The organism is Pseudonocardia broussonetiae (genome assembly GCF_013155125.1).
GTDB classification, from domain to species: domain Bacteria; phylum Actinomycetota; class Actinomycetes; order Mycobacteriales; family Pseudonocardiaceae; genus Pseudonocardia; species Pseudonocardia broussonetiae.
On the sequence record NZ_CP053564.1, the window covers coordinates 1,685,500 to 1,697,624 of the forward strand.

12 protein-coding genes are annotated in these 12,125 nt (G+C 75.5%); 6 read left to right on the forward strand and 6 right to left on the reverse strand.

What is annotated here, in order from left to right; genetic code table 11:
- Positions 1 to 11: 11 nt before the first annotated feature.
- Both HOP40_RS08320 and HOP40_RS08325 read left to right on the forward strand, forming a co-directional pair.
- Complete coding sequence (locus HOP40_RS08320) at positions 12 to 1,457, forward strand: PTS fructose transporter subunit IIC (RefSeq protein ID WP_172168071.1); 1,446 nt, start codon at positions 12 to 14, stop codon at positions 1,455 to 1,457.
- Between the two features lie 29 nt (positions 1,458 to 1,486).
- Positions 1,487 to 1,762, forward strand: coding sequence for an HPr family phosphocarrier protein (locus HOP40_RS08325; RefSeq protein WP_172156303.1), 276 nt, complete (start codon positions 1,487 to 1,489; stop codon positions 1,760 to 1,762).
- Between the two features lie 82 nt (positions 1,763 to 1,844).
- Here the strand turns inward: HOP40_RS08325 and HOP40_RS08330 are convergent, their stop codons facing one another.
- Both HOP40_RS08330 and HOP40_RS08335 read right to left on the reverse strand, forming a co-directional pair.
- On the reverse strand, positions 1,845 to 2,261 hold the full coding sequence (locus HOP40_RS08330; protein ID WP_172156305.1) for a DoxX family protein: 417 nt from the start codon (positions 2,259 to 2,261) through the stop codon (positions 1,845 to 1,847).
- A 79-nt stretch (positions 2,262 to 2,340) separates the two neighbouring features.
- Positions 2,341 to 3,030 (reverse strand): GntR family transcriptional regulator, encoded by a 690-nt coding sequence (locus HOP40_RS08335; protein WP_172156307.1) that lies wholly within the window; start codon positions 3,028 to 3,030, stop codon positions 2,341 to 2,343.
- Positions 3,031 to 3,132: 102 nt separating this feature from the next.
- Between HOP40_RS08335 and HOP40_RS08340 the strand changes: the two genes are divergently transcribed.
- Genes HOP40_RS08340 through HOP40_RS08355 form a run of 4 tightly spaced genes read left to right on the forward strand, consistent with a single transcriptional unit; the run spans position 3,133 to position 7,488 of the window.
- Entirely contained in the window at positions 3,133 to 4,341 is a 1,209-nt protein-coding gene (locus tag HOP40_RS08340) for an NRAMP family divalent metal transporter (protein WP_172156309.1), read from the forward strand.
- Positions 4,338 to 5,183 (forward strand): LamB/YcsF family protein, encoded by an 846-nt coding sequence (locus HOP40_RS08345; protein ID WP_172156311.1) that lies wholly within the window; start codon positions 4,338 to 4,340, stop codon positions 5,181 to 5,183. The genes HOP40_RS08340 and HOP40_RS08345 overlap by 4 nt, the downstream gene beginning before the upstream one ends.
- Positions 5,180 to 6,730: a 5-oxoprolinase subunit PxpB gene (gene pxpB / locus HOP40_RS36575; protein ID WP_172156321.1), complete on the forward strand. Its 1,551-nt coding sequence runs from the start codon at positions 5,180 to 5,182 to the stop codon at positions 6,728 to 6,730. Before HOP40_RS08345 ends, pxpB begins: the two co-directional genes overlap by 4 nt.
- The gene (locus HOP40_RS08355) at positions 6,727 to 7,488 is read left to right on the forward strand and encodes a putative hydro-lyase (RefSeq protein WP_172156323.1); all 762 of its coding nucleotides are present in this window, start codon (positions 6,727 to 6,729) and stop codon (positions 7,486 to 7,488) included. The genes pxpB and HOP40_RS08355 overlap by 4 nt, the downstream gene beginning before the upstream one ends.
- On the opposite strand, the gene HOP40_RS08360 is transcribed toward HOP40_RS08355, so the two are convergent.
- From HOP40_RS08360 to HOP40_RS08375, 4 genes are read right to left on the reverse strand one after another with little or no spacing between them, the layout of a single operon-like run.
- Positions 7,476 to 8,384, reverse strand: a complete 909-nt coding sequence (locus HOP40_RS08360; RefSeq protein ID WP_172156325.1) for a DMT family transporter — start codon at positions 8,382 to 8,384, stop codon at positions 7,476 to 7,478. The two genes, HOP40_RS08355 and HOP40_RS08360, sit on opposite strands and share 13 nt — an antisense overlap.
- 10 nt (positions 8,385 to 8,394) lie before the next feature.
- Positions 8,395 to 9,942 carry an adenylate/guanylate cyclase domain-containing protein gene (locus HOP40_RS08365; protein ID WP_172156327.1) on the reverse strand — a complete coding sequence of 516 codons (1,548 nt, stop codon included), beginning with the start codon at positions 9,940 to 9,942 and terminating at the stop codon, positions 8,395 to 8,397.
- Positions 9,943 to 9,960: 18 nt separating this feature from the next.
- The gene (locus HOP40_RS08370; protein ID WP_172156329.1) at positions 9,961 to 10,785 is read right to left on the reverse strand and encodes a MaoC family dehydratase; all 825 of its coding nucleotides are present in this window, start codon (positions 10,783 to 10,785) and stop codon (positions 9,961 to 9,963) included.
- A 1-nt stretch (position 10,786) separates the two neighbouring features.
- The gene (locus HOP40_RS08375; RefSeq protein WP_172156331.1) at positions 10,787 to 12,124 is read right to left on the reverse strand and encodes a 3-oxoacyl-ACP reductase; all 1,338 of its coding nucleotides are present in this window, start codon (positions 12,122 to 12,124) and stop codon (positions 10,787 to 10,789) included.
- Position 12,125 lies beyond the last annotated feature (1 nt).

Below are 12,125 nucleotides of genomic sequence, written 5' to 3' on the forward strand. Positions count from 1 at the left end.
GCACGCGCAGCATGAAGCTCCTCGCGATCACCGCGTGCCCCACGGGCATCGCGCACACGTACATGGCCGCCGAGGCGCTCGAGCAGGCCGCGGCCGACGCCGGGCACGAGATGGTCGTGGAGACCCAGGGCTCCGCGGGCACCACGCCCTTCACCGACGCCCAGATCGCCGAGGCCGACGCGATCATCCTGGCCGCCGACGTCGCCGTCCGCGACGAGGAGCGCTTCGCGCACCTGCCGACCATCCGCACCGGCGTGAAGAAGGCGATCAGCGGGGCCGACCTGCTCGTCGCGCAGGCCGTCGAGGCCGCGGAGGCCCCGAAGGCCGATGTCCCCGCGCAGCGCACCGCCACCCCGGCCACCAAGGACTTCGGCCCCGGCTTCGGGTCGCAGCTGCGCGGCTGGCTGATGACCGGCGTCTCCTACGTCATCCCGTTCGTGGCCGCGGGCGGCCTGCTCATCGCCCTGGGCTTCGCGCTCGGCGGGTACCAGGTCACCGACTCGCCCGCCGTCACCGAGGGCTTCGACCCCCTCGCGCTGGCGAGCTGGGCAGCGCTGCTCTTCCAGATCGGTGCGCTCGCCTTCGGGTTCCTGATCCCGGTGCTCGGCGGCTTCATCGCCTACGCGATGGCCGACCGCCCCGCGATCGTGCCCGGCTTCGTCGGCGGGGCGATCGCCGCCGAGATCGACGCGGGCTTCCTCGGCGGCCTCATCGCCGGCCTGCTCGCCGGTGCCGTCGTCCTCGGGCTCAAGCGGTTCTCGGTGCCCAAGGCGATGGCCGGGATCATGCCGGTGGTCGTCTACCCGCTGCTCGGCACGCTCGTGGTCGGCATCGCGATGTTCGTGGTCATCGGGCCGCCGCTCGCCGCGGTGAACACCGGCCTGACCAACTGGCTGACCGGCCTGTCCGGTGCCAACGCCCTGCTCCTCGGCGCGCTCGTCGGCCTGATGATGGCCTTCGACATGGGCGGCCCGGTGAACAAGGCCGCCTACACCTTCGCGCTCGCCGGCCTGGAGAGCGGCTCGGAGGCCGGGCTGCTGATCATGGCCGCCGTGATGGCCGCCGGCATGACCCCGCCCCTGGCGATGGCGCTGGCCACCGTCGTGCGCAAGAAGCTGTTCAGCGAGGTCGAGCGGGAGAACGGCCGGGCCGCCTGGCTGCTGGGCGCCTCCTTCATCACCGAGGGCGCCATCCCGTTCGCCGCGGCCGACCCGCTGCGCGTCATCCCCTCGCTGATGGCCGGCTCGGCCGTGACCGGGGTGCTGTCCATGGCCTTCGGCTCGACCCTGCGGGCCCCGCACGGCGGCATCTTCGTGCTCCCGCTGATCGGCAACCCGTTCGGCTACCTCATCGCGATCGTGGTCGGCACGCTCGTCTCCACCGCGCTGGTCGTCGCGCTCAAGAACTCCCGCCGCCGGCCCGCCACCGAGACGGCGCCCGTCGCCGTCGCCGTCTGATCCGCCCGTCTGACACAGGAGCACCCCCCATGACCGTCGAACGCCGCGTCACCGTCGGATCCTCGGTGGGCCTGCACGCCCGCCCCGCCACCCTGTTCACCAAGGCCGCCGCCGCCCAGCCGGTGAAGGTCACCATCGCCGCGGGCGACCGCGGCCCGGTCGACGCCCGCAGCATCCTCTCGGTGCTCGGGCTCGGCGTGGGCAGCGGCGAGGAGGTCGTGCTCACCGCGCAGGAGGACGGGGCCGACTCCGAGGCCGCGGTCGCCGCGCTGGCCGAGCTGCTCGCGACCGACATGGACGCCTGAGCCGCACCACCCCCACGCCGGACGGCGCGGTGACCACCCCTCGTGGGTCACCGCGCCGTCCGGCGTTCCTGCGTCCGCCGTGTCAGCGGCGGAGCGAGGCCAGCAGCGCCGCCGTCTCCCGCCGGCGGGCGTAGGCCAGGACCGACACCAGCACCAGGTACACCGCCGGCACCAGGACGAGCGCGCCGCCGACGACGACCGCGGTCGTGATCGTCGCCCCGATCATCAGCAGCACGAGACCGGTGGCCGCGAGGCCCATCAGGCGCGGGACGAGCAGGCCGAGCGCGCCGAGCAGCTCGATCACGCCGATGGCGTAGAGGCCGGGCAGGCCCAGCCCGATCAGCTCGAAACCGGCGACGGCCTGCGGGTCGGCGGAGAGTTTCGAGTAGGCGGAGAACAGGTACGCCAGCACGATCAGGCCCTGCAGGACGCCGAGCGCGATCCGCCCGGCGCGGCGCGAGGTGGTGGTACCGGTGGTGCTGTCTGCGGTGGCGGTCATGTCGTCTCCCCGATCCGAGTGTCCGTTGCCAGTAGGACGGTGGGCACCGGCGGAACTCATCGGAGCGGGCGGGAACCCGTCAGCGCGGGTCGTACGCGGCGAGCAGCTGCGCCTCGGCCGCCGCGAGGTACTCGGTGACCTCCCGGGCGGCCCGCTCCCGGTCGCCGTCCTCGAGCAGGCCGCAGATCACGTCGTTGCGGCCCAGGTAGGGCTCGAAGAACTCGCGGACGTCGGGCACGCGGTGGAACACCAGCCGCATCTCGGCCAGGAGCAGGGCCATCTGCTGGTCGAGCCGGGGGCTGCCGGCCAGCGCCACCAGGGCCCGGTGGAAGTGCTGGTTGGCGCTGCCGACGCCGGCCCAGTCGCCGGTGTCCGCCGCGCGGCGGCCCTCGTCGACGGCGGCGCGAACGGTCGCGACCCGCTCGGCGTCCCAGGCCTCGCCCGAGAGCACCGCGGCGGGCTCGACGAGGCGGCGGACGCGGTAGACGTCGCGGACGGCGTCGCGGTCGGGCTGGGCCACGAAGACCCCGCGGTTGGCCTCGCGCACCAGCACCCGCTCGGCGACGAGCTGGCTCAGCGCCTCGCGGACGGTGTTGCGGGAGACCCCCAGCGCGGTGCAGACGGCCTGCTCGGGGAGCCGCTCGCCCGGCCGCAGCCGGCCCTCGACGACCTCCTCGCGGACGGCGTCGGCGACCCGCTCCGCGGTGGTCGTGCGCAGGACGAGCGCGCGGGCGCGACCCAGCGAGGCGAGGGCGTCGACGGAGGTCACCGGGCCAGCCTAGGTGAAGGACGTGTTTCCGATCCGGGCTTCCTCTTGTCGGATTGTTGAACAATCCTTACGCTCACCACATCCACGAGTGAGGGAGCCCACATGGCGGACGACATGAAGGCGGCGATCGGCTCGGCCACGAGCCGCGGCGCGGTGCTCGGCGCGATGTTCCTGATGGCGACGAGCGCGATCGGTCCGGGGTTCATCACCCAGACCACGACGTTCACGGCGCGGCTCGGCGCCGCGTTCGCGTTCGCGGTGCTGGTGTCGATCCTGGTCGACGTCGCGGTGCAGCTGAACGTGTGGCGGGTGATCGGGGTCAGCGGGCAGCGGGCCCACGAGCTGGGCAACAAGGTGGCGCCCGGCGTCGGCTGGCTGCTGGCGGTGCTCGTCGTCGTCGGCGGGCTGGTGTTCAACATCGGCAACGTCGGCGGGACGGGGCTGGGCGTCAACGCGATGCTCGGCGTCGACGCGAAGATCGGTGGCGCGATCTCGGCGCTGCTCGCGATCGCGATCTTCCTGAGCAAGCGGGCGGGCGTCGCGCTGGACCGGATCGTCGTCGTGCTCGGGGCGGTGATGATCCTGATGACGGCGTACGTGGCGATCGTGTCCGGCCCGCCGGTCGGCGACGCGCTGCGCCAGACCGTGCTGCCCGACCAGGTCGACTTCCTCGTCATCACCACGCTGATCGGCGGCACCGTCGGCGGCTACATCACCTACGCGGGCGCGCACCGGCTGCTCGACTCCGGGCTCACCGGGCCCGAGCACGTCGGCGCGATCTCGCGGAGCTCGGTCGTCGGCATCCTGGTGACCGGCCTGATGCGGGTGCTGCTGTTCCTCGCCGTGCTCGGCGTGGTCGCGGGCGGCGTGACGCTGGCGCAGGACAACCCGGCGGCGAGCGCGTTCGAGGCGGCGGCCGGGCAGGTCGGGCTGCGGGTCTTCGGGATCATCCTGTGGGCCGCGAGCATCACCTCGGTGATCGGGGCGGCGTACACCTCGGTGTCGTTCATGACCTCCTCGGAGACCTCGCCGCGGCGGCGCAACCTGCTCACCGTCGCCTTCATCGCCCTGTCGACGCTCATCTACGTCCTGGTCGGCACCGCGCCGGTGACGCTGCTGGTGTTCGCCGGCGCGTTCAACGGGCTGATCCTGCCGATCGGCTTCACCGTCGTGCTGTGGGTGGCGTGGCGGCGCCGCGACCTGCTGGGCGGCTACCGCTACCCGGCCTGGCTGCTCGGCATCGGCGTGCTGGCCTGGCTGCTGACGCTGTACCTGGGCTACCAGTCGCTCGGCGGGCTGGCGAACCTGTGAACGTCGACCTGAACTCCGACCTCGGCGAGTCGTTCGGCCGCTGGACCCTCGGCGACGACGACGCGATGCTCGAGCTGGTCACCTCGGCCAACGTGGCCTGCGGGTTCCACGCGGGCGACCCGTCGACGCTGCGACGGACGTGCGCGCGGGCCGCGGCGGGCGGCGTCGTCGTGGGGGCGCAGGTGGGGTACCGCGACCTGGCCGGGTTCGGCCGCCGGTTCGTCGACATGGACCCGGGCGAGCTCGCCGACGACGTGCTCTACCAGCTCGGCGCGCTGGAGGCGATGTGCCGGGTGGCGGGCACGACGGTGCGCTACGTCAAGCCGCACGGGGCGCTCTACAACGCGACGGTGCACCACGCCGTGCAGGCGCGGGCCGTGCTCGACGCCGTGCGCGACTACGACCCCGCGCTGCCGGTGATGGGACTGCCCGGGTCCGAGCTCCTGGCCGCCGCCGAGGCCGCGGGGCTGCGTGCGGTGCCGGAGTTCTTCGTCGACCGCGGCTACACCCCGGCCGGCGCGCTGGTGCCCCGCTCCGAGCCCGGTGCGTTGCTGCACGACCCGGACGAGGTGGCCGCGCGCGTGCTGCGGCTGCTCACCGACGGCACGGTCGAGGCCGTCGACGGGACGGTGGTGGCGGTGCGGGCGGAGTCGGCGTGCGTGCACGGGGACTCGCCGGGGGCGGTGGAGATGGCCCGCGCGGTGCGGGCGGCGCTGGCCGGCGCCGGGGTGGAGGTGCGGGCGTTCGTGGGGGCTCCGGACTTGCAGGAAGGCCACCTTGCTGACGCTTCCGCACAGCAAGGTGGCCTTCCTGCAACGGGGGCGGGAGGTGGCGGCGCGTGAAGGTGCTGCCCTGCGGGGACGCCGCGCTGCTGCTCGAGGTCGCCGGGCTCGACGAGGTGCTCGCCCTGGCCGACGCCGCCCGCGCCGCCGACCTGCCCGGCGTCCTCGACGTCGTCCCCGCCGCCCGCACGGTGCTCCTGACGGCCGCGCCGGGCACCGATCTCGCGGCGCTGCGCCGGGCGGTGGAGGCGCTGACCGTCGACCCCTCGGCCGCGCCGCCCGAGGGGGACACGGTCGAGATCGAGGTGGTCTACGACGGCCCCGACCTCGAGGAGGTCGGCCGGCTCACCGGCCTGGGCGCCGACGGGGTGGTCGAGGCGCACACCGGCACGCCGTGGCGCGTGGCCTTCGGCGGCTTCGCGCCCGGTTTCGCCTACCTCGCCGGCGGCGACGAGCGGCTGCACGTCCCGCGCCGCGACGAGCCCCGCACCAGCGTGCCGGCGGGCTCGGTCGGGCTGGCCGGGGAGTTCAGCGGCGTCTACCCGCGGTCGAGCCCCGGCGGCTGGCAGCTCATCGGCCGCACGACCGCCGACCTGTGGAACGAGGAGCGGGACCAACCGGCGCTCCTGAGACCGGGCGCGCAGGTCCGCTTCGTGCGCACCTCGGAGCCGGAACGCGCTGCGGAGGGGGCCCACGACCGCGTGCCGACTCCGAGGTGCGGACGGGTGGTGGAGGTGGTGGCCCCCGGCGCCTTCGCCTCCGTCCAGGATCTCGGGCGGGTCGGGGCCGCCGCCACTGGAGTGGGCCGGTCGGGGGCCGCGGACCGCGGCGCTCTCGCGCTGGGCAACCGGCTCGTCGCCAACCCGCCGGGCGCGGCGGGCGTCGAGGTCACGTTCGGCGGGTTCGTGCTGCGCGCGGGCGACGACGTCCCGGCCCCGTTGCTGCTCGCCGTGACCGGCGCCCCCGCACCCGCCGACGTCGACGGCACCCCGGTCGGGCACCACGCCCTGGTCGTGCTGCGGGCCGGGCAGACCCTGCGGCTGGGCCCGCCGCCCGCCGGCCTGCGCAGCTACGTCGCCGTGCGCGGCGGGATCACCGTCGACGCGGTGCTCGGCTCGCGCAGCACCGACGTGCTGTCCGGCGTCGGACCGGCCGCGCTGTCCCCCGGCGACGTGCTGCCGGTCGGGCCGGAGCCCGCGGAGCTGCCGCGGGTCGACGTCGCCCCGGTCGCGACGCCGTCCGCCGGCGTCCTGACGCTGCGCGCCGTCCCCGGCCCCCGCGACGACTGGGTCGACGACCCTGCCGCGCTCGCCGCCACGACGTGGACGGTGTCGGGGCGCAGCGACCGCGTCGGCATGCGGCTCGAGGGCGAGCCCCTGCGCCGCAGCCGGACCGACGAGCTGCCCAGCGAGGGCATGGTCCGCGGCGCGATCCAGGTGCCGCCCGGCGGGGAGCCGGTGCTGTTCCTCGCCGACCACCCCGTGACCGGCGGCTACCCGGTCGTCGCCGTCGTCCTCGACGCCGACGTCGACCGCGCCGCCCAGGCCCGCCCCGGGCAGCAGATCCGCTTCCGCCTCGTGCGGTCCCCCGTGAAGGAGAGCCCGTGAACCCCGCCGACGCCCGCGCCCGCTTCCGCGACGGCCTCGTCACCCCCACCGCCGGCTGGTGCGACGGGTACACGCAGGCCAACCTGATCAGCGTCCCGCGCGACCGGGCGTGGGACTTCCTGCTGTTCGCCCAGCGCAACCCGAAGCCGTGCCCGGTCCTCGACGTCCTCGACGCGGGTGCCGTCGCCGGCCCGATCCTCGACGGCGACGTGCGCACCGACGTCCCGCTCTACCGCGTCTACGTCGACGGCGAGCAGGTGGCGGAGCCGACGGACGTCCGGGAGTGGTGGCGCGAGGACCTCGTCAGCTTCCTCATCGGCTGCAGCTTCACCTTCGAGCGCGCGCTCGGGGCGGCCGGCGTGCCCGTGCGGCACGTCGAGCAGGGCGTCAACGTGCCGATGTACCGGACGTCGTGGCGCTGCCGCCCGGCCGGGGACGTGTCCGGGCCGCTGGTCGTGTCGATGCGGTACGTGCCGGAGTCCCTGGTGGCGACGGCGGTCGCGACGACGGCCCGCTACCCCGCCGTGCACGGGTCGCCGGTCCACGTCGGCGACCCCCGCGAGCTCGGCGTCGCCGACCTGGACGCCCCCGACTACGGCGACGCCGTGGCGTCCGAGCCCGGCGACGTGCCGGTGTTCTGGGCGTGCGGGGTGACGCCGCAGGCCGCGGTGGTGGAGTCGCGCCCGCCGCTGGCGATCGCGCACGCCCCGGGCCACATGCTGATCACCGACGCGCGGGACGAGGACTACCTGATCTGACTCCGGACCGGGGAGCGCCGCCGCGACAGCGCCACCCCCACCAGGCACACCGCCCCGCCCACCAGCGCGAGCACGGGCGGGAGCTCGCCGAGCAGCACCGCGGACAGCACGATCGTGATCGGCGGCGCGAGGTAGGTGGTGACGCCCAGGCGCCCCGCGTCCATCCGGGCCAGCGCGTAGGCCCACGTCGAGAACGCCAGCGCGGTGGGCACCAGCCCGAGGTAGACGAGCCCGGCGGTGGCGCTCGCCGGGGCGGCGGCGAGGTCGGCGAGCAGGCCGGGGGTGAAGGGCAGGCAGGCGACGGCGCCGATCGCGCAGGCCAGGAACGTCACCTGCAGCCCGGGGAGCCGGCGCAGCACCGGCTTCTGCGCGAGCACCCCGATCGCGTACGTGACGGCGGCGGCCAGGCAGAGCAGCACGCCCAGGACGTCGGCGCTGCCGGTGTCGGCGGTCGACGCACCGACCAGCACCGCCCCGCAGAACGCGATACCGCCGCCGATGAGCAGCCAGCGCGGGAAACCCTCGCCCAGCAGCAGGCCCGCGAACAGCGCGATGAGGATCGGCCCGACGTTGACGAGCATGGCCGTGGTGCCCGCGTCGATGCGCTGCTCCGCGGCGTTGAGCACGACGTTGTAGACGGCGAACCAGGCCAGCCCGCACAGCAGGACCAGCCCCCACTCGCGCGGCGTGGGCGTGACCCAGCGGCTCCGGCTCAGGAGCAGCCCGGCGCCGAGCGCGAGCGCCCCGACGAGCAGCCGGCCCAGCGCCAGCGGCCCGGGCTCGTAGGACGCGCCGACCGCGCGGATCGCGACGAACGCCGACGCCCACGCCACCACGGTGACGGCGACGGCGAGCAGGGCACCGGTGTGCAGACGGGGAGCGGCGGTGGTCGTCACGCCGCCGACGCTACGGTCGATCCGCGCCGATCTCGCGCGGTTTCCGGCCGTCCTGCGACGACATGCTGCCAGCCGGAACGGCGAGCTTCGTGGGCCCGCCGCGCCCGCGCAGCTCGGTCTCCCCGGCCGGCTCCCAGCGCCGGCGCTCGCCCTCGTCGGCGAGCTCCACGGCCCGCCCCGCCGCGACGACGCCGCCGGGTAGCGACTTCGCCAGCTCGGTGAGCCGCGCGGCCTCGTTCACCGGGTCGCCGATGACGGTGTACTCGAAGCGCCGCACGTCACCGACGTTGCCGGCCACCGCGTCGCCCGCCGACACCCCGATCCCGGCCTCGATGTCGGGCAGCTCCGCGGCGAGCCGGGCGCCGAGGTCGCGGCCCGCGGCCAGCGCGCACCCGGCCGCGTCGGGCAGACCCACGGGCGCGCCGAACACGGCCAGCGCCGCGTCGCCCTGGAACTTGTTGATCCAGCCGCCGTGCTCCTCGACGACCTCGACGACGACGCCGAAGAACCGGTTGAGCACCCCGACGACCTCCTCGGCCGGGCGGTGCACCGCGAGCTGCGTGGACCCGACGAGGTCGACGAACAGCACCGCGACCGGCCGCACCTCGCCGCCCAGGCGGACCTCCGCCGACGCCGCCGCAGCCTCGGCGACCTCGCGCCCGACGTGGCGGCCGAACAGGTCGCGGATCCGCTCGCGCTCCGCGAGCCCCGCGACCATGGTGTTGAACCCGCTCTGCAGCTGCCCGAGCTCCGTGCCGTCGTAGACGGTGACCTCGGCGTCGAGCCGGCCGCGCTCGACGCGGCGCATCGCCCGGCGCACCGCGTTGACGGGGTCGGCGACCGCGCGCGCCGCCCCGACCGTCGCCAGCAGCCCGGTGAGCAGGGCCGTGCCGCCGATGCTCAGGACGATCACGGCGAGCTGCGCGGCGGGCACGTCGCCGTAGACCAGCGCGGAGACCGCCGCGAGCAGCACCCCGACGACCGGGACGGCCGTGCCGAGCGCCCAGAACAGCAGCGACCGGACGACCACCCCGGGCAGCACGCGCCGCCGCGGGGGCTGCGTCGACAGCACGCGGCCGGTGGTGCGCCTCAGGATCCGCTCGCTGAGCAGGTAGGACAGCGCGCAGGTGGTGATGCCGCCGAGCAGCGTCGTCTCGGCGACCTGCACCGCGAGCCGCCAGGAGTACTGCGCGTTGAGCCCGCCGAACAGCAGGACCGCGGTGATCCAGAGCGCGCCCTGCACGGTGGTCAGGCGCAGCGGCCCGTACAGCACGCGCCGGTGCTCGCGGCGCTGCTCGACCGCGGTGCCGCCGCCGACCCGCATCCGGAACCGCTTGCTCCCCCACAGCGCCCCGACCAGCACGGCGAGCAGCAGGTAGGACCCGAACGCCACGAGGTTGACGACCAGCGCCGGGCTCTCCTCGTCCACCGGCCCGCTGGGCAGCACCCACGCCGAGAGCAGCAGCACGACCCCGGCGCCGATGACGTTGGCGAGGATGACGGCCGACAGCAGCGCCGCGCGGACCCGCCGCCCGATCACCCACCGCCGCCTCGCCACGCCGGCGATCCTCGCAGGTCAGCCCGCGTGAGCGACGGCCGCGGTCAGGTGCACGCCTCCGCGCGAGCGCACGTCGAGCGCCCAGGCGTCGCCGGTGGCGCGGGTGCGCAGCTCGACGGTCGAGGGCAGCAGCAGCGGGCGGCCGAACGCGACCACCTGCGTCAGCGCCTCGGGCAGGCGGCCCTCGAGCACCGCGAGCGACCGCGCGGCCGTCCACATGCCGTGCGCGATGGCCCGGGGGAACCCGAACGCCTTCGCGCTCAGCGGGTGCAGGTGGATCGGGTTGACGTCGCCGCTGACCGCCGCGTAGCGCCGTCCGGTGTCGGCCTCGACCCGCCACACCGCCGACGCCGGGCCGTCACCGACCTCCGGCGGGGCCGCGGGCGGCTCCGCGGCCGCACCCGGCGCGCGGGCGCCGCGGGCCAGGTAGGTGCTGCGGCCGTCCCAGACGCGCTCGCCGCCGACGTCCACGGCCGCGACGAGGTCGACCTGCGCACCCTTGGGGTGCCCGGCGAACCGCTCGGCGTGCACGGCGATCTCGAGGCGCTCGGCGGCGTCGACCCGCCGGTGCACCGTGATCGTGTTGGTGACGTGCACGAGCCCGGGCAGCGGCAGCGGGAACGACCGGCCCGCCATCAGCTCCACCTGCAGCGCGAAGGCGAGCACGTGCGGGTAGGTCGGCGGCAGTGCGTCGGAGAGGCGGAAGCCGCAGACCCGCGCGTAGTCGGCGAGGTGGGCGCGGTCGACGTCGACGGTCCGGTGCAGGACCGTGCCGGGCAGCGTCGACGCCCGCGGTCCGACCGACCCGACCGCGGCCTTCGCGTACAGCGGAGCGAGACTCACGTCAGGCCCCGATCATGCTCTGCCCGCACACCCGCACGACCTGCCCGGTCACGCCACCGCTCTCGGCCTGGCCCAGCCAGCCCACGGTCTCGGCGACGTCGACGGGCAGCCCGCCCTGGCGCAGGCTGTTGATCCGGCGCCCGCCCTCGCGCGTGCCCAGCGGCATCCGCGCGGTCATCTCGGTCTCGATGAACCCGGGGGCGACCGCGTTGACGGTGACGCCGCGCGCCGCCGCCCGCGGCGCGAGCGCGCGGATCATCCCGATCACGCCCGCCTTGCTCGCGGCGTAGTTGGTCTGGCCGCGGTTGCCGGCGATGCCGCTGGTGGAGGCCACGCAGACGATCCGGCCGGTGTCCGAGAGCAGGTCGCCCTCCAGCAGGGCCCCGTTGATCACCAGCTGGGCGCGCAGGTTGACCGCGAGGACCGCGTTCCAGCGGTCGGCGTCCATGTTGGCGAGCAGCTTGTCGCGGGTGATCCCGGCGTTGTGGACGACGACGTCGACGCGCCCGTGCCGCTCGCGCAGGTGGGCGAGCAGGCGGTCGGCGGCGTCGGGAGCGGTGATGTCGAGCTGCAGCGCGGTGCCACCGGTGCGGTTGGCGACGGCGGCGAGCGCCTCGCCCGCGGCGGGGACGTCGACGGCGACGACCACGGCGCCGTCGCGGGCGAGCGTGTCGGCGATGGCCGCACCGATCCCGCGCGCCGCCCCGGTGACGACGGCGACGCGCCCGGCCAGCGGGGCCACCGGCTCCGCGGGGGCGTCCATGCCGATCGGGTCCTGCTCCGGCCCGACCGGCACGCCGACGTGCACGACCTGCCCGTCGACGTAGGCCGAGCGGCCCGACAGCAGGAACCGCACCGACGAGTCGAGCGCGGCGGGCGGGGCGTCGGGGTGCACGACCAGCAGGTTCGCCGTGGCGCCCGCGCGCACCTCCTTGGCCACGGAGCGCACGATGCCGTCGAAGGCCTGCGCGACGGCGGCGGCCTCGGGGTCCTCGGTGGGCTCCGGCGCGAGCACCAGCAGCCGCCCGTTCGGGGCGAGCCGGCGCACGGCGGGCGTGAGGAACTCCTGGACGGCGGCGAGGTCGTCGAGCGTGCGGGCGGCGGTGGCGTCGAGCACGACGCCGGCCACCTTCCCCTCGGCCGCCTCGGCCACGCCCTCGTTCTTGAGCAGCGCGCGCACCGCGTCGGCGAACGTCCCACCGCCGACGGTGCCGACGAGCGCGGGCCCGTCGAGCAGCGGCGCGCCGGGGACGTGGCGGCGCAGCACGGGGATGCGGGGCACGCCCAGGCGCTGGACGAGCGGGTTCTGCGAGAGGTCGCGCAGGGTGTCGTTGCTCATC

Coding starts and splice junctions, on each gene's coding strand:
- HOP40_RS08320 (WP_172168071.1), top strand. CDS start 12: ATGAAGCTCCTCGCGATCACCGCGTGCCCCACGGGCATCGCGCACACG.
- HOP40_RS08325 (WP_172156303.1), top strand. CDS start 1,487: ATGACCGTCGAACGCCGCGTCACCGTCGGATCCTCGGTGGGCCTGCAC.
- HOP40_RS08330 (WP_172156305.1), bottom strand. CDS start 2,261: ATGACCGCCACCGCAGACAGCACCACCGGTACCACCACCTCGCGCCGC.
- HOP40_RS08340 (WP_172156309.1), top strand. CDS start 3,133: ATGGCGGACGACATGAAGGCGGCGATCGGCTCGGCCACGAGCCGCGGC.
- HOP40_RS08375 (WP_172156331.1), bottom strand. CDS start 12,124: ATGAGCAACGACACCCTGCGCGACCTCTCGCAGAACCCGCTCGTCCAG.